The sequence below is a fragment of the Symbiopectobacterium purcellii genome (genome assembly GCF_052050035.1).
GTDB classification, from domain to species: domain Bacteria; phylum Pseudomonadota; class Gammaproteobacteria; order Enterobacterales; family Enterobacteriaceae; genus Symbiopectobacterium; species Symbiopectobacterium purcellii_A.
Genome location: NZ_CP189882.1, coordinates 44,238 through 58,862 on the forward strand (window position 1 = coordinate 44,238; position 14,625 = coordinate 58,862).

17 protein-coding genes and 9 pseudogenes are annotated in these 14,625 nt (G+C 46.0%); 10 read left to right on the top strand and 16 right to left on the bottom strand.

Annotated features, from left to right (window positions below):
- Window positions 1–353: 353 nt before the first annotated feature.
- Entirely contained in the window at window positions 354–530 is a 177-nt protein-coding gene (locus ACQGXV_RS01510; protein WP_440864695.1) for a hypothetical protein, read from the bottom strand.
- On the bottom strand, window positions 469–1,155 hold the full coding sequence (locus ACQGXV_RS01515) for a transposase family protein (RefSeq protein WP_440864697.1): 687 nt from the start codon (window positions 1,153–1,155) through the stop codon (window positions 469–471). Before ACQGXV_RS01515 ends, ACQGXV_RS01510 begins: the two co-directional genes overlap by 62 nt.
- A gap of 32 nt (window positions 1,156–1,187) precedes the next feature.
- Here ACQGXV_RS01515 and ACQGXV_RS01520 point away from each other — a divergent pair, with 32 nt between their 5' ends.
- Window positions 1,188–2,111 carry an IS5 family transposase gene (locus ACQGXV_RS01520; RefSeq protein WP_440864698.1) on the top strand — a complete coding sequence of 308 codons (924 nt, stop codon included), beginning with the start codon at window positions 1,188–1,190 and terminating at the stop codon, window positions 2,109–2,111.
- On the opposite strand, the gene ACQGXV_RS01525 is transcribed toward ACQGXV_RS01520, so the two are convergent.
- The gene (locus ACQGXV_RS01525; RefSeq protein WP_440864700.1) at window positions 2,098–2,223 is read right to left on the bottom strand and encodes a hypothetical protein; all 126 of its coding nucleotides are present in this window, start codon (window positions 2,221–2,223) and stop codon (window positions 2,098–2,100) included. The two genes, ACQGXV_RS01520 and ACQGXV_RS01525, sit on opposite strands and share 14 nt — an antisense overlap.
- Window positions 2,224–2,310: 87 nt before the next feature.
- Between ACQGXV_RS01525 and ACQGXV_RS01530 the strand changes: the two are divergent.
- Window positions 2,311–3,616, top strand: a pseudogene (locus ACQGXV_RS01530) (IS256 family transposase).
- Window positions 3,617–3,643: 27 nt separating this feature from the next.
- Here ACQGXV_RS01530 and ACQGXV_RS01535 read toward each other — a convergent pair.
- Both ACQGXV_RS01535 and ACQGXV_RS01540 read right to left on the bottom strand, forming a co-directional pair.
- Complete coding sequence (locus tag ACQGXV_RS01535) at window positions 3,644–3,844, bottom strand: hypothetical protein (RefSeq protein WP_440864702.1); 201 nt, start codon at window positions 3,842–3,844, stop codon at window positions 3,644–3,646.
- Window positions 3,845–3,911: 67 nt separating this feature from the next.
- Window positions 3,912–4,439: pseudogene (locus ACQGXV_RS01540) on the bottom strand (IS256 family transposase); the annotation flags it as partial.
- A gap of 34 nt (window positions 4,440–4,473) precedes the next feature.
- Here ACQGXV_RS01540 and ACQGXV_RS01545 point away from each other — a divergent pair.
- Together ACQGXV_RS01545 and ACQGXV_RS01550 are read left to right on the top strand one after the other, a co-directional pair.
- Window positions 4,474–4,839 carry an IS630 transposase-related protein gene (locus ACQGXV_RS01545; RefSeq protein WP_440862584.1) on the top strand — a complete coding sequence of 122 codons (366 nt, stop codon included), beginning with the start codon at window positions 4,474–4,476 and terminating at the stop codon, window positions 4,837–4,839.
- A complete protein-coding gene (locus tag ACQGXV_RS01550; protein WP_440867179.1) occupies window positions 4,763–5,296 on the top strand; it encodes an IS630 family transposase in 534 nt (177 codons plus the stop codon). Before ACQGXV_RS01545 ends, ACQGXV_RS01550 begins: the two co-directional genes overlap by 77 nt.
- Before the next feature lie 22 nt (window positions 5,297–5,318).
- Here ACQGXV_RS01550 and ACQGXV_RS01555 read toward each other — a convergent pair.
- The 3 genes and pseudogenes from ACQGXV_RS01555 to ACQGXV_RS01565 form a co-directional block, all read right to left on the bottom strand.
- Window positions 5,319–5,792: pseudogene (locus tag ACQGXV_RS01555) on the bottom strand (transposase); the annotation flags it as partial.
- On the bottom strand, window positions 5,720–6,253 hold the full coding sequence (locus ACQGXV_RS01560; RefSeq protein WP_440867179.1) for an IS630 family transposase: 534 nt from the start codon (window positions 6,251–6,253) through the stop codon (window positions 5,720–5,722). The pseudogene ACQGXV_RS01555 and the gene ACQGXV_RS01560, both read right to left, overlap by 73 nt.
- Window positions 6,177–6,542 (bottom strand): IS630 transposase-related protein, encoded by a 366-nt coding sequence (locus ACQGXV_RS01565; RefSeq protein WP_440862584.1) that lies wholly within the window; start codon window positions 6,540–6,542, stop codon window positions 6,177–6,179. Before ACQGXV_RS01565 ends, ACQGXV_RS01560 begins: the two co-directional genes overlap by 77 nt.
- A 36-nt stretch (window positions 6,543–6,578) precedes the next feature.
- On the opposite strand from ACQGXV_RS01565, the pseudogene ACQGXV_RS01570 reads away from it, so the two are divergent.
- Window positions 6,579–7,304 (top strand): annotated as a pseudogene (locus tag ACQGXV_RS01570) (IS256 family transposase); the annotation flags it as partial.
- Window positions 7,305–7,360: 56 nt separating this feature from the next.
- On the opposite strand, the pseudogene ACQGXV_RS01575 reads toward ACQGXV_RS01570, so the two are convergent.
- Window positions 7,361–8,378 (bottom strand): annotated as a pseudogene (locus tag ACQGXV_RS01575) (IS5 family transposase).
- A 64-nt stretch (window positions 8,379–8,442) separates the two neighbouring features.
- Between ACQGXV_RS01575 and ACQGXV_RS01580 the strand changes: the two are divergent.
- The 4 genes and pseudogenes from ACQGXV_RS01580 to ACQGXV_RS01595 form a co-directional block, all read left to right on the top strand.
- Window positions 8,443–8,682, top strand: a pseudogene (locus ACQGXV_RS01580) (transposase); the annotation flags it as partial.
- A gap of 252 nt (window positions 8,683–8,934) precedes the next feature.
- Entirely contained in the window at window positions 8,935–9,756 is an 822-nt protein-coding gene (locus ACQGXV_RS01585) for a hypothetical protein (protein ID WP_440864704.1), read from the top strand.
- A 208-nt stretch (window positions 9,757–9,964) separates the two neighbouring features.
- A complete protein-coding gene (locus ACQGXV_RS01590) occupies window positions 9,965–10,330 on the top strand; it encodes an IS630 transposase-related protein (RefSeq protein ID WP_440862584.1) in 366 nt (121 codons plus the stop codon).
- On the top strand, window positions 10,254–10,787 hold the full coding sequence (locus ACQGXV_RS01595) for an IS630 family transposase (protein WP_440862665.1): 534 nt from the start codon (window positions 10,254–10,256) through the stop codon (window positions 10,785–10,787). The genes ACQGXV_RS01590 and ACQGXV_RS01595 overlap by 77 nt, the downstream gene beginning before the upstream one ends.
- A gap of 19 nt (window positions 10,788–10,806) precedes the next feature.
- On the opposite strand, the gene ACQGXV_RS01600 is transcribed toward ACQGXV_RS01595, so the two are convergent.
- The 4 genes and pseudogenes from ACQGXV_RS01600 to ACQGXV_RS01615 form a co-directional block, all read right to left on the bottom strand.
- Window positions 10,807–11,187: an IS30 family transposase gene (locus tag ACQGXV_RS01600; RefSeq protein WP_440864706.1), complete on the bottom strand. Its 381-nt coding sequence runs from the start codon at window positions 11,185–11,187 to the stop codon at window positions 10,807–10,809.
- A complete protein-coding gene (locus ACQGXV_RS01605; RefSeq protein WP_440864707.1) occupies window positions 11,177–11,377 on the bottom strand; it encodes a hypothetical protein in 201 nt (66 codons plus the stop codon). The genes ACQGXV_RS01600 and ACQGXV_RS01605 overlap by 11 nt, the downstream gene beginning before the upstream one ends.
- Window positions 11,338–11,781, bottom strand: a pseudogene (locus tag ACQGXV_RS01610) (IS630 family transposase); the annotation flags it as partial. The gene ACQGXV_RS01605 and the pseudogene ACQGXV_RS01610, both read right to left, overlap by 40 nt.
- 13 nt (window positions 11,782–11,794) lie before the next feature.
- Window positions 11,795–12,160 (bottom strand): IS630 transposase-related protein, encoded by a 366-nt coding sequence (locus ACQGXV_RS01615; RefSeq protein WP_440863310.1) that lies wholly within the window; start codon window positions 12,158–12,160, stop codon window positions 11,795–11,797.
- Between the two features lie 34 nt (window positions 12,161–12,194).
- Here ACQGXV_RS01615 and ACQGXV_RS01620 point away from each other — a divergent pair.
- Window positions 12,195–13,061 (top strand): annotated as a pseudogene (locus tag ACQGXV_RS01620) (IS256 family transposase); the annotation flags it as partial.
- On the opposite strand, the pseudogene ACQGXV_RS01625 reads toward ACQGXV_RS01620, so the two are convergent.
- The 3 genes and pseudogenes from ACQGXV_RS01625 to ACQGXV_RS01635 all read right to left on the bottom strand — a co-directional run.
- Window positions 13,048–13,800: pseudogene (locus ACQGXV_RS01625) on the bottom strand (IS5 family transposase); the annotation flags it as partial. The pseudogenes ACQGXV_RS01620 and ACQGXV_RS01625 sit on opposite strands and share 14 nt — an antisense overlap.
- A complete protein-coding gene (locus ACQGXV_RS01630) occupies window positions 13,797–14,330 on the bottom strand; it encodes an IS630 family transposase (RefSeq protein WP_440867820.1) in 534 nt (177 codons plus the stop codon). The gene ACQGXV_RS01630 and the pseudogene ACQGXV_RS01625, both read right to left, overlap by 4 nt.
- Complete coding sequence (locus ACQGXV_RS01635) at window positions 14,254–14,619, bottom strand: IS630 transposase-related protein (RefSeq protein ID WP_440862584.1); 366 nt, start codon at window positions 14,617–14,619, stop codon at window positions 14,254–14,256. The genes ACQGXV_RS01630 and ACQGXV_RS01635 overlap by 77 nt, the downstream gene beginning before the upstream one ends.
- Between the last annotated feature and the right edge of the window lie 6 nt (window positions 14,620–14,625).

Genomic DNA, 14,625 nt, shown 5'->3' on the forward strand with positions numbered 1-14,625 from the left:
TCCGGCTTTGTTGAATAATTTAACCGTTTGATTTACATCTTCTTTAGGTAGAATGCATGTACAGAGACTGTATTTTGTTAGAACGACAAATCAAATAGTTAGCACAATAAAAAGCATTACGGCTGGAAAACTTAGTTGTTGAAGTGTTATAATAATTATGTAAATCAGCATGTTAAATTATTCAACAAAGCCCATGCATCCCACCTAAAGAAGTTGTAAATCAAAACGTTAAATTATTCAACAAAGCCCTCCCGCAATGGCAAGACATCCAAGAGCGTACGTAGCCAAAATGGGGCGCTCGAGCTCGATATTCCGCGAGTCTGTAAAGAATTTTGTGTAAATGGCTCCATTGCTTAACCGGAGATTCGTTCTCCATACATCAACATGAATTGGCTCATAGCAGGTTTCCAGTCTCTAAGCGTGTTGCTTAATAGTGAAATAAGGGTGTTTCGGTGATTGAAGTAAATTTTACGCTGTTCTGAGATGGAAATTCCAAAGACCGGCGCTAAGGAGTAAGAAGGTATCATCAATAAAGGGTCTACGATTCCGTAAAATTTGGGTCATGCAACCGAGGCGCTTGATACCCGCGATGGCGTGTTCAACTGTAATACGGATGCCCGAGATTATTTTATTTTCTTGTTTTTGTTCAGGCGATAAAGATCTTTTTCGAGTTCCTTTTTTTGGGATTTGTGTATTAGGATGCTGTTTATCTATACCTTGAAAACCGGTATCTGCCCAGATGGTTACCTCAGGAGGAATATGGCGAATTATATCGACTTTATCGAGTAAGCGTTTATCGTGACGGCGCCCATTTTTGCTCATGGGGATAAATCCAATTTGCCTTGTTTCGTCAGTCATAATAAGCCCTTTTCGAGTGGTCTGTCTTTTCTTTCCCGAATACATTTTTTTTCGCCGACGCAGATTCTTAGGCTTTTGGACAGGTCGCTCTGTCCCATCAATAAAGACGTCTTTAACTCCAGGAAAGGCGCGAAAAAATTCCTCAGCAGAGCGAATTTGACGAGCGGGCAAAACACATTCTCGCCCCAAGGTCATCTCTAAAACCGGCAATAATATTTTTACCCAGCGACATACCCGTGTTCTATCTAAACCAGGCTTTGTTGAATAAATCGAACTTTCAGGGGATCGCCGGATCAAAGCACTATCATCGCTCCCGATAGCAGCTCCCCATGGCAAAGCAAAAGTTTAAAATCACCAACTGGCCCACCTACAACAAAGCACTCAGACAACGCGGCTCCCTGACGGTCTGGCTTGATGAGTCGGCCATCGCTGCATGGACTGACAGTGCTTCGCCTGAAGGTCGTGGTCGGCCGCTTTACTACACCGATATGGCTGTTACCACGGTTTTGATGATACAGCGCGTGTTTAACCTGTCGCTCCGGGCATTACAGGGCTTTGTCGACTCGGTTTTTACACTGATGAGCCTGCCACTGCGCTGCCCGGACTACTCTCTGGTCAGTCGGCGGGCAAAAACCGTCAGTATCAGCATAAAAACGCCAACGCGTGGTGAAATCTCGCATCTGGTCATCGACAGTACCGGTCTGAAGGTCTTTGGCGAAGGTGAATGGAAAGTCAGGCAGCATGGGGCTGACAGACGAAGAGTGTGGCGCAAGCTTCATCTGGCAGCAGACAGTGCGACGCATGAGATTATCTGTGCCGACTTATCGCTCAGCGGAACGACAGATGCGCAGGCACTGCCGGGCCTGATTAACCAAACCCACCGAAAAATCAGGGAAGTGTCAGCAGACGGTGCTTATGACGCCCGTTACTGCCACGATGCGTTGCTAAGAAAGAAAATCAGGCCCCTTATCCCGCCGCGAAGCGGAGCCAAATACTGGCCGGACAAGTACCATGAACGTAACCATGCGGTGGCGAATCAGCGTCTGAGCGGGAGTAATGATATGTGGAAAAAGAAAGTGGGTTATCACCGGCGTTCAGTGGCAGAAACAACGATGTTCCGCATAAAAACTTTGCTGGGTGGCCATCTGAGCCTGCGTGACTATGAGGCTCAAGTAGGTGAAGCCATAGCGATGGTCAAAGCGCTGAACCGTATGACGTTGTTGGGTATGCCACACAGCGTCAGGATAGGATAACAGGTGTAGCAGAGGGAGTCATCCTGTCGGCTAATTCTGATTTATTCAACAAAGCCTCTAAACCAAAAAGAAGTCCTTGCAAATCATAGGTCGGATAACATTTTAAATACAATAAAATAAAAAGCAGTTTATCTAATGGGAGACTGTAAAATAATCTGTGTAAATGGCATTTTGAGGAAAACCTTCAAAGGATAACAAAATGCCTATCAGCAACGAACTTATTGACCAACTGCTTCAAGATTGTCACTCCCCTCAGGATCTGCTGGGTGAATCAGGCCTACTCAAGGTGCTGACTAAAAGACTGGCGGAACGGGTTCTTGAAGCTGAGATGGAGATGCACCTTGGGTATGCTAAGCATGACCCGGCAGGTAATCATTCAGGCAACTCCCGCAATGGCAAGACATCCAAGAGCGTACGTAGCCAAAATGGGGAGATCGAGCTCGATATTCCGCGCGACCGCAACAGTATAGCCAAGCGACATTATTTTGATAACAGCCAGCTATGCTTCTTTGCCGCATATCAGGGCATAGGATGTAATCATTTTTAAGTCGGTTGGCTATACCTTCGAGCCGACACTGATCGGTAAGAACGAAAAACAGCTTAACGGCTTCGATGACCGCATTATTTCTCTCTATTCCAGAGGGTTATCAACCCGTGATATTCAGGCACACTTTAAAGAAGTCTACGGGGTCGATGTTTCCGCTGGCTTCATTTCTCAAGTGACCAATGCTGTGATGGATGAAGTTAAGCGCTGGCAGCAACGGCCGCTGGATGCGTTTTATCCCATTGTTTACCTTGACTGTATTGTGGTCAAAAGCCAGGACGGCGGAGCCGTGACCAACAAGTCTGTTTACTTGGCTCTAGGCATCAACGGCCAGGGCGAAAAAGAGCTGCTGGGGCTATGGATAGCCAAAACTGAGGGGGCCAAGTTCTGGTTATCTGTGATGACAGAACTGAAAAATCGTGGGCTAAAGGACATCTTCGTCGCCTGCTGCGATGGCCTGAAAGGCTTTCCTGATGCCATTGAAGCTGTTTACCCGCATACGCGGGTACAGCTCTGCATTGTGCATCAGGTGCGGAACTCGCTGCGCTACGTCGGCTGGAAAGAGCGTAAGGCCGTTGCTGCTGACCTGCGCACCATCTATAGTTCCGCAACGCTAGAGGGCGCTGAAGAGGCCCTGGATGCCTTCGCGGCCAAATGGGATGAGCAGTTCCCGACGATCAGCCCGTCGTGGAGAAATAATTGGGAACGTCTCATCGTCATTTTTGACTTTCCGCCGGAGATCCGCAAGGTTATCTACACCACCAACGCGATAGAGTCGTTAAATGCTTCATTGCGCAAGATAACGAAAACGCGACGAATATTTCCAACGGATGACTCGGTGATAAAATTACTCTATCTAGCCTTGCATAATATCTCTGCTAAATGGACCTTGCCAATCAGAGACTGGAAACCTGCTATGAGCCAATTCATGTTGATGTATGGAGAACGAATCTCCGGTTAAGCAATGGAGCCATTTACACAAAATTCTTTACAGACTCCCTAATGGGGTTGGGATAAATCCTTTCTGCCCTGCACCCATCTGCCGCTCGTGATCTTTTCGATTCTTTTTCCGATAAATCAAATAACAAGCTGAAAATTCAGCGGCTAAATTTTTCAATTCTTCGACTGATAATCCAATGATTGCTTTACATAAACGATTATCTCGTAACAACCGCTCTTTGTTGATCATTTCAAACCTTTATTCTCTAAGTTAAACCTCTTTTTATTCTCAATAGCCTGACAAAAAATGCAAGTCTCTATTCAGCAACTAGTTTTCTGATTGGCAAGGTCCATTTAGCAGAGATATTATGCAAGGCTAGATAGAGTAATTTTATCACCGAGTCATCCGTTGGAAATATTCGTCGCGTTTTCGTTATCTTGCGCAATGAAGCATTTAACGACTCTATCGCGTTGGTGGTGTAGATAACCTTGCGGATCTCCGGCGGAAAGTCAAAAATGACGATGAGACGTTCCCAATTATTTCTCCACGACGGGCTGATCGTCGGGAACTGTTCATCCCATTTGGCCGCGAAGGCATCCAGGGCCTCTTCAGCGCCCTCTAGCGTTGCGGAACTATAGATAGTGCGGAGGTCAGCAGCAACGGCCTTACGCTCTTTCCAGCCGACGTAGCGCAGCGAGTTCCGCACCTGATGCACAATGCAGAGCTGTACCCGCGTATGCGGGTAAACAGCTTCAATGGCATCAGGAAAGCCTTTCAGGCCATCGCAGCAGGCGACGAAGATGTCCTTTAGCCCACGATTTTTCAGTTCTGTCATCACAGATATAGCTAAACGACTTAATTTTGATTACATTATTTAAATGAGCTATTCAATTGATTTTAGACGTAAAGTGATATCTACACGGAAAAACGAAGGGTTGAGTATCCGAGAAACAGCGAAGCAATTTCGGATTGGCCCTGCCTCTGTATCGCGTTGGATTAATCAAATAGAGTCAAAAGCATCGACCACGCGTCAGCGAAAGATCGATAAATCCGAGTTGATAAAAGATGTTGAACAATATCCAGATGCTTACCAAAAAGAACGTGCAGAGCGTTTTGGCGTTTGTCAGAAGGCCATTTGGCAAGCGCTTAAAAAGCTGGGATTGACCTATAAAAAAAACTCTACGTCATCCGAAAGCCGACGAAAACGCCCGGCAGGGATTTCAACAAAAAAAACAACAGTATGAAAAAGAAGGTAAACCTATTGTTTTTATTGATGAAAGTGGTTTTTCACACGATACCCCACGGACTCACGGCTATTCCCCAAAAGGTCAACGGTGTTTTGGCCTGAAGAACTGGGGAGCTAGGGGAAGAACAAATGTTATCGGCGCTTTATTAGGCACAACGCTGTTTGCTATCGGATTATTTGATATCAATATTAACAGCGATGTTTTCTATGCCTGGGTCACACAAGTCCTTATCCCAGTACTCCCTAAAAACAGTGTAATCATGATGGACAATGCCACTTTTCACAAAAAACATAATATTCAACAAGTCATCATCGATGCAGGGTATATGGTGGAGTATTTGCCTACATATTCGCCAGATCTTAACCCAATTGAGCATAAATGGGCACAAGCAAAAAGCAAAAAAAGAGAGATGGGTTGCGATACAGAGAGTTTGTTCTCAGTCCATATGGTGTAATCAAAATTAAGTCGCTTGGCTATAACCAGAACTTGGCCCCCTCAGTTTTGGCTATCCATAGCCCCAGCAGCTCTTTTTCGCCCTGGCCGTTGACGCCGAGGGCCAGATAAACAGACTTGTTGGCCACGGCTCCGCCGTCCTGGCTTTTGACAACAATACAGTCAAGGTAAACAATGGGATAAAGCGCATCCAGCGGCCGTTGCTGCCAGCGCTTAACGTCATCCATCACAGCATTGGTCACTTGAGAAATGAAGCCAGCGGAAACATCGACCCCGTAGACTTCTTTAAAGTGTGCCTGAATATCACGGGTTGATAACCCTCTGGAATAGAGAGAAATAATGCGGTCATCGAAGCCGTTAAGCTGCTTTTCGTTCTTACCGAACAGTGTCGGCTCGAAGGTATAGCCAAGCGACTTAATTTTGATTACACCATATGGACTGAGAACAAACTCTCTGTATCGCAACCCATCTCTCTTTTTTTGCTTTTTGCTTGTGCCCATTTATGCTCAATTGGGTTAAGATCTGGCGAATATGTAGGCAAATACTCCACCATATACCCTGCATCGATGATGACTTGTTGAATATTATGTTTTTTGTGAAAAGTGGCATTGTCCATCATGATTACACTGTTTTTAGGGAGTACTGGGATAAGGACTTGTGTGACCCAGGCATAGAAAACATCGCTGTTAATATTGATATCAAATAATCCGATAGCAAACAGCGTTGTGCCTAATAAAGCGCCGATAACATTTGTTCTTCCCCTAGCTCCCCAGTTCTTCAGGCCAAAACACCGTTGACCTTTTGGGGAATAGCCGTGAGTCCGTGGGGTATCGTGTGAAAAACCACTTTCATCAATAAAAACAATAGGTTTACCTTCTTTTTCATACTGTTGTTTTTTTTGTTGAAATCCCTGCCGGGCGTTTTCGTCGGCTTTCGGATGACGTAGAGTTTTTTTTATAGGTCAATCCCAGCTTTTTAAGCGCTTGCCAAATGGCCTTCTGACAAACGCCAAAACGCTCTGCACGTTCTTTTTGGTAAGCATCTGGATATTGTTCAACATCTTTTATCAACTCGGATTTATCGATCTTTCGCTGACGCGTGGTCGATGCTTTTGACTCTATTTGATTAATCCAACGCGATACAGAGGCAGGGCCAATCCGAAATTGCTTCGCTGTTTCTCGGATACTCAACCCTTCGTTTTTCCGTGTAGATATCACTTTACGTCTAAAATCAATTGAATAGCTCATTTAAATAATGTAATCAAAATTAAGTCGTTTAGCTATACCTTCGAGCCGACACTGATCGGTAAGCACGAAAAGCAGCTTAACGGCTTCGATGACCGCATTATTTCTCTCTATTCCAGAGGGCTATCAACCCGTGATATTCAGGCTCACTTTAAAGAAGTCTACGGGGTCGATGTTTCCGCTGGCTTCATTTCTCAAGTGACCAATGCCGTGATGGATGACGTTAAGCGCTGGCAGCAACGGCCGCTGGATGCGCTTTATCCCATTGTTTACCTTGACTGTATTGTGGTCAAAAGCCAGGACGGCGGAGCCGTGACCAACAAGTCTGTTTACTTGGCTCTAGGCATCAACGGCCAGGGCGAAAAAGAGCTGCTGGGGCTATGGATAGCCAAAACCGAGGGGGCCAAGTTCTGGTTATCTGTAATGACAGAACTGAAAAATCGTGGGCTACAGGACATCTTCATCGCCTGCTGCGATGGCCTGAAGGGCTTTTCTGATGCCATTGAAGCTGTTTACCCGCATACGCGGGTACAGCTCTGCATCGTGCATCAGGTGCGGAACTCGCTGCGCTACGTCGGCTGGAAAGAGCGTAAAGCCGTTGCTGCTGACCTCCGCACTATCTATAGTTCCGCAACGCTAGAGGGCGCTGAAGAGGCCCTGGATGCCTTCGCGGCCAAATGGGATGAGCAGTTCCCGACGATCAGCCCATCGTGGAGAAATAATTGGGAACGTCTCATCGTCATTTTTGATTTTCCGCCGGAGATCGGCTTTGTTGAATAAATCAGAATTAGCCGACAGGATGACTCCCTCTGCTACACCTGTTATCCTATCCTGACGCTGTGTGGCATACCCAACAACGTCATACGGTTCAGCGCTTTGACCATCGCTATGGCTTCACCTACTTGAGCCTCATAGTCACGCAGGCTCAGATGGCCACCCAGCAAAGTTTTTATGCGGAACATCGCTGTTTCTGCCACTGAACGCCGGTGATAACCCACTTTCTTTTTCCACATATCATTACTCCCGCTCAGACGCTGATTCGCCACCGCATGGTTACGTTCATGGTACTTGTCCGGCCAGTATTTGGCTCCGCTTCGCGGCGGGATAAGGGGCCTGATTTTCTTTCTTAGCAACGCATCGTGGCAGTAACGGGCGTAATAAGCACCGTCTGCTGACACTTCCCTGATTTTTCGGTGGGTTTGGTTAATCAGGCCCGGCAGTGCCTGCGCATCTGTCGTTCCGCTGAGCGATAAGTCGGCACAGATACTCTCATGCGTCGCACTGTCTGCTGCCAGATGAAGCTTGCGCCACACTCTTCGTCTGTCAGCCCCATGCTGCCTGACTTTCCATTCACCTTCGCCAAAGACCTTCAGACCGGTACTGTCGATGACCAGATGCGAGATTTCACCACGCGTTGGCGTTTTTATGCTGATACTGACGGTTTTTGCCCGCCGACTGACCAGAGAGTAGTCCGGGCAGCGCAGTGGCAGGCTCATCAGTGTAAAAACCGAGTCGACAAAGCCCTGTAATGCCCGGAGCGACAGGTTAAACACGCGCTTTATAGCCAAGCGACATTATTTTGATAACAGCCAGCTATGCTTCTTTGCCGCATATCAGGGCATAGGATGTAATCATTTTTAAGTCGGTTGGCTATATCATCAAAACCGTGGTAACAGCCATATCGGTGTAGTAAAGCGGCCGACCACGACCTTCAGGCGAAGAACTGTCAGTCCATGCAGCGATGGCCGACTCATCAAGCCAGACCGTCAGGGAGCCGCGTTGTCTGAGTGCTTTGTTGTAGGTGGGCCAGTTGGTGATTTTAAACTTTTGCTTTGCCATGGGGAGCTGCTATCGGGAGCGATGATAGTGCTTTGATCCGGCGATCCCCTGAAAGTTCGATTTATTCAACAAAGCCCCGGAGATCCGCAAGGTTATCTGCACCACCAACGCGATAGAGTCGTTAAATGCTTCATTGCGCAAGATAACGAAAACGCGACGAATATTTCCAACGGATGACTTGGTGCTAAAATTATTCTATCTAGCCTTGCATAATATCTCGGCTAAATGGACCCTACCAATCAGAGACTGGAAACCTGCTATGAGCCAATTCATGTTGATGTATGGAGATCGGATTTCCGGTTAAGCGATGGAGCCATTTACACGAAATTCTTTACAGACTCATCTCGCGTTATCATGGGAAGCGATCAATGCCCTGCCCAGCGCCAAATAATTAGTCATTGATAGCCAATACCCTGTTCCAGTATCTGGAATAGGGTTTATTTCCTATTCCCCTCAACCACCTGCCGCGCAATTATCACCTTATTAAAGGCTCTCCATCGCCTCACCCGCTATCGTTTACAGCCTTTACCCCTTATGTGAGGTATAAAATATGCCAGTGCCCATTTCAAACAATACCAGCCCCCTACTATCTCCAATCTCTTCCCCTTTAGCACAAACCCCTTGTGCGACGCTCATGAAGGAAGCCATGAAGTCACTCCTTTCTTTTCAGTTCGGTGATTTCTGCGCCAGGATTGTGGAAATATTCCGTGTGTTGACAGACACCCACGGTGAAAAGCTCACGTGCTCACAGCTTAATCTTCAGTTGGATGCGTTGTTTAGCAAAGAAGAGGGATGGACCCCCTTGAAAAGGGAATCTGAGTATATCCCCACTAAACAAACCGTCTATCGCAGCAGACAGATCGAGGACACTACCTACGTGGTATCTGCACCAGCTCACGATCTACTCGATAAGTGTAGCACTACAGCAACGCTATCGGGTGGTCATTCAGCCGCCGCCCTGTTAGACGAAATAAAAAAAGAGTTTCCAACGGGCAATGTAAAAACCTTAATACCTATCGCACAAAGTAATCCACTCGGATGCTTCGGGCTACGTGGCCACTTTGTGTTATGCGAGGTGAACATCAATAAGGGAATAATCAGCGCAATAACACTGCATGATCCTAAAGCAGGATTAATTGATGGTTTTTATAAGGGTGATAACCACCTTAAAAGGCAGTTTCTCAACCATGAAAGTCTTGGGTTGGATAAAAAAAGTATCCTCACCGCACAGCATCATGGGCATCAGCATCTCTTGAATGGCAATGACTGTGGCCGTTATACCCTTTATTACGTGGACACTATTATAAAGACCGGCTCTTTAACGCAAGCGTCAGCAAAAGATGCCATGGCATTTTTTTCACAGCACTGCGTTAAATAAACTTACGTGTCATCCGCTTGACCATGATTTGCACAATGTAAATCCTCCCTAACAGCACAATCTTTGCACCAAAAAAACCTAGGCTGTGTCCCTTAATTACGTAACCGGCCGTAAAACAAGCGGATGCAGCCCAGTTTCACCATTGCTAGATAGTTTCTTGCCGTTTTTTCATATAGCTAAACGACTTAATTTTGATTACATTATTTAAATGAGCTATTCAATTGATTTTAGACGTAAAGTGATATCTACACGGAAAAACGAAGGGTTGAGTATCCGAGAAACAGCGAAGCAATTTCGGATTGGCCCTGCCTCTGTATCGCGTTGGATTAATCAAATAGAGTCAAAAGCATCGACCACGCGTCAGCGAAAGATCGATAAATCCGAGTTGATAAAAGATGTTGAACAATATCCAGATGCTTACCAAAAAGAACGTGCAGAGCGTTTTGGCGTTTGTCAGAAGGCCATTTGGCAAGCGCTTAAAAAGCTGGGATTGACCTATAAAAAAAACTCTACGTCATCCGAAAGCCGACGAAAACGCCCGGCAGGGATTTCAACAAAAAAAACAACAGTATGAAAAAGAAGGTAAACCTATTGTTTTTATTGATGAAAGTGGTTTTTCACACGATGCCCCACGGACTCACGGCTATTCCCCAAAAGGTCAACGGTGTTTTGGCCTGAAGAACTGGGGAGCTAGGGGAAGAACAAATGTTATCGGCGCTTTATTAGGCACAACGCTGTTTGCTATCGGATTATTTGATATCAATATTAACAGCGATGTTTTCTATGCCTGGGTCACACAAGTCCTTATCCCAGTACTCCCTAAAAACAGTGTAATCATGATGGACAATGCCACTTTTCACAAAAAACATAATATTCAACAAGTCATCATCGATGCAGGGTATATGGTGGAGTATTTGCCTACATATTCGCCAGATCTTAACCCAATTGAGCATAAATGGGCACAAGCAAAAAGCAAAAAAAGAGAGATGGGTTGCGATACAGAGAGTTTGTTCTCAGTCCATATGGTGTAATCAAAATTAAGTCGCTTGGCTATACCTCATTGGGGGAACGATAGCCCAGCGATTTTCTGCCCCTTGTATTGAGTATGTGTTTGAGTTCGGCAATCTTACGATGACTGACCTGACTGAAGTCTGTTCCCTTTGGGTAAACACGTCGTATCAGCCCGTTGGTGTGCTCATTCAAGCCCCTCTCCCAGGAATGATAAGGATGGGCAAAGTAGACCTGCGCCCCTGTGATTTGAGTAATTTGCTCGTGCAGAGCGAATTCAGGGCCGTTATCAGCTGTTAGGGTCTTAAACTTGCAAAAGGTATTAGCTTCAATGTCCCTGAAAGCAGCAACCACAGTCTCCGCACGCTTATTAGGCAGTTTGCGAATGATGACGGTTTTCAATGCTTTATAGCTAAGCGACATTATTTTGATAACAGCCAGCTATGCTTCTTTGCCACATATCAGGGCATCGGCTGTAATCATTTTTAAGTCGGTTGGCTATAGCACAATAAAAAGCATTACGGCTGGAAAACTTAGTTGTTGAAGTGTTATAGCCAAGCGACTTAATTTTGATTACACCATATGGACTGAGAACAAACTCTCTGTATCGCAACCCATCTCTCTTTTTTTGCTTTTTGCTTGTGCCCATTTATGCTCAATTGGGTTAAGATCTGGCGAATATGTAGGCAAATACTCCACCATATACCCTGCATCGATGATGACTTGTTGAATATTATGTTTTTTGTGAAAAGTGGCATTGTCCATCATGATTACACTGTTTTTAGGGAGTACTGGGATAAGGACTTGTGTGACCCAGGCATAGAAAACATCGCTGTTAATATTGATATCAAATAATCCGATAGCAAACAGCGTTGTGCCTAATAAAGCGCCGATAACATTTGTTCTTCCCCTAGCTCCCCAGTTCTTCAGGCCAAAACACCGTTGACCTTTTGGGGAATAGCCGTGAGTCCGTGGGGCATCGTGTGAAAAACCACTTTCATCAATAAAAACAATAGGTTTACCTTCTTTTTCATACTATTGTTTTTTTTGTTGAAATCCCTGCCGGGCGTTTTCGTCGGCTTTCGGATGACGTAGAGTTTTTTTTATAGGTCAATCCCAGCTTTTTAAGCGCTTGCCAAATGGCCTTCTGACAAACGCCAAAACGCTCTGCACGTTCTTTTTGGTAAGCATCTGGATATTGTTCAACATCTTTTATCAACTCGGATTTATCGATCTTTCGCTGACGCGTGGTCGATGCTTTTGACTCTATTTGATTAATCCAACGCGATACAGAGGCAGGGCCAATCCGAAATTGCTTCGCTGTTTCTCGGATACTCAACCCTTCGTTTTTCCGTGTAGATATCACTTTACGTCTAAAATCAATTGAATAGCTCATTTAAATAATGTAATCAAAATTAAGTCGTTTAGCTATATCAACCCGTGATATTCAGGCTCACTTTAAAGAAGTCTACGGGGTCGATGTTTCCGCTGGCTTCATTTCTCAAGTGACCAATGCCGTGATGGATGACGTTAAGCGCGGGCAGCAACGGCCGCTGGATGCGTTTTATCCCATTGTTTACCTTGACTGTATTGTGGTCAAAAGCCAGGACGGCGGAGCCGTGACCAACAAGTCTGTTTACTTGGCTCTAGGCATCAACGGCCAGGGCGAAAAAGAGCTGCTGGGGCTATGGATAGCCAAAACCGAGGGGGCCAAGTTCTGGTTATCTGTAATGACAGAACTGAAAAATCGTGGGCTACAGGACATCTTCATCGCCTGCTGCGATGGCCTGAAGGGCTTTCCTGATGCCATTGAAGCTGTTTACCCGCATACGCGGGTACAGCTCTGCATCGTGCATCAGGTGCGGAACTCGCTGCGCTACGTCGGCTGGAAAGAGCGTAAAGCCGTTGCTGCTGACCTGCGCACCATCTATAGTTCCGCAACGCTAGAGGGCGCTGAAGAGGCCCTGGATGCCTTCGCGGCCAAATGGGATGAGCAGTTCCCGACGATCAGCCCATCGTGGAGAAATAATTGGGAACGTCTCATCGTCATTTTTGATTTTCCGCCGGAGATCCGCAAGGTTATCTACACCACCAACGCGATAGAGTCGTTAAATGCTTCATTGCGCAAGATAACGAAAACGCGACGAATATTTCCAACGGATGACTCGGTGCTAAAATTATTCTATCTAGCCTTGCATAATATCTCGGCTAAATGGACCCTACCAATGGCTTTGTTGAATAAATCAGAATTAGCCGACAGGATGACTCCCTCTGCTACACCTGTTATCCTATCCTGACGCTGTGTGGCATACCCAACAACGTCATACGGTTCAGCGCTTTGACCATCGCTATGGCTTCACCTACTTGAGCCTCATAGTCACGCAGGCTCAGATGGCCACCCAGCAAAGTTTTTATGCGGAACATCGCTGTTTCTGCCACTGAACGCCGGTGATAACCCACTTTCTTTTTCCACATATCATTACTCCCGCTCAGACGCTGATTCGCCACCGCATGGTTACGTTCATGGTACTTGTCCGGCCAGTATTTGGCTCCGCTTCGCGGCGGGATAAGGGGCCTGATTTTCTTTCTTAGCAACGCATCGTGGCAGTAACGGGCGTCATAAGCACCGTCTGCTGACACTTCCCTGATTTTTCGGTGGGTTTGGTTAATCAGGCCCGGCAGTGCCTGCGCATCTGTCGTTCCGCTGAGCGATAAGTCGGCACAGATAATCTCATGCGTCGCACTGTCTGCTGCCAGATGAAGCTTGCGCCACACTCTTCGTCTGTCAGCCCCATGCTGCCTGACTTTCCATTCACCTTCGCCAAAGACCTGCAGACCGGTACTGTCGATGACCAGATGCGAGATTTCACCACGCGTTGGCGTTTTTATGCTGATACTGACGGTTTTTGCCCGCCGACTGACCAGAGAGTAGTCCGGGCAGCGCAGTGGCAGGCTCATCAGTGTAAAAACCGAGTCGACAAAGCCCTGTAATGCCCGGAGCGACAGGTTATAGCCAAGCGACTTAATTTTGATTACACCATATGGACTGAGAACAAACTCTCTGTATCGCAACCCATCTCTCTTTTTTTGCTTTTTGCTTGTGCCCATTTATGCTCAATTGGGTTAAGATCTGGCGAATATGTAGGCAAATACTCCACCATATACCCTGCATCGATGATGACTTGTTGAATATTATGTTTTTTGTGAAAAGTGGCATTGTCCATCATGATTACACTGTTTTTAGGGAGTACTGGGATAAGGACTTGTGTGACCCAGGCATAGAAAAGATCGCTGTTAATATTGATATCAAATAATCCGATAGCAAACAGCGTTGTGCCTAATAAAGCGCCGATAACATTTGTTCTTCCCCTAGCTCCCCAGTTCTTCAGGCCAAAACACCGTTGACCTTTTGGGGAATAGCCGTGAGTCCGTGGGGCATCGTGTGAAAAACCACTTTCATCAATAAAAACAATAGGTTTACCTTCTTTTTCATACTGTTGTTTTTTTTGTTGAAATCCCTGCCGGGCGTTTTCGTCGGCTTTCGGATGACGTAGAGTTTTTTTTATAGGTCAATCCCAGCTTTTTAAGCGCTTGCCAAATGGCCTTCTGACAAACGCCAAAACGCTCTGCACGTTCTTTTTGGTAAGCATCTGGATATTGTTCAACATCTTTTATCAACTCGGATTTATCGATCTTTCGCTGACGCGTGGTCGATGCTTTTGACTCTATTTGATTAATCCAACGCGATACAGAGGCAGGGCCAATCCGAAATTGCTTCGCTGTTTCTCGGATACTCAACCCTTCGTTTTTCCGTGTAGATATCACTTTACGTCTAAAATCAATTGAATAGCTCATTTAAAT

Bases quoted from the DNA above. Each gene is read 5' to 3' on its own strand.
- ACQGXV_RS01635 (WP_440862584.1), bottom strand. From the start codon at position 14,619: ATGAGCTATTCAATTGATTTTAGACGTAAAGTGATATCTACACGGAAA.
- ACQGXV_RS01535 (WP_440864702.1), bottom strand. From the start codon at position 3,844: ATGATCAACAAAGAGCGGTTGTTACGAGATAATCGTTTATGTAAAGCA.
- ACQGXV_RS01565 (WP_440862584.1), bottom strand. From the start codon at position 6,542: ATGAGCTATTCAATTGATTTTAGACGTAAAGTGATATCTACACGGAAA.
- ACQGXV_RS01590 (WP_440862584.1), top strand. From the start codon at position 9,965: ATGAGCTATTCAATTGATTTTAGACGTAAAGTGATATCTACACGGAAA.
- ACQGXV_RS01520 (WP_440864698.1), top strand. From the start codon at position 1,188: ATGGCAAAGCAAAAGTTTAAAATCACCAACTGGCCCACCTACAACAAA.
- ACQGXV_RS01615 (WP_440863310.1), bottom strand. From the start codon at position 12,160: ATGAGCTATTCAATTGATTTTAGACGTAAAGTGATATCTACACGGAAA.
- ACQGXV_RS01545 (WP_440862584.1), top strand. From the start codon at position 4,474: ATGAGCTATTCAATTGATTTTAGACGTAAAGTGATATCTACACGGAAA.
- ACQGXV_RS01600 (WP_440864706.1), bottom strand. From the start codon at position 11,187: ATGTCGCTTAGCTATAAAGCATTGAAAACCGTCATCATTCGCAAACTG.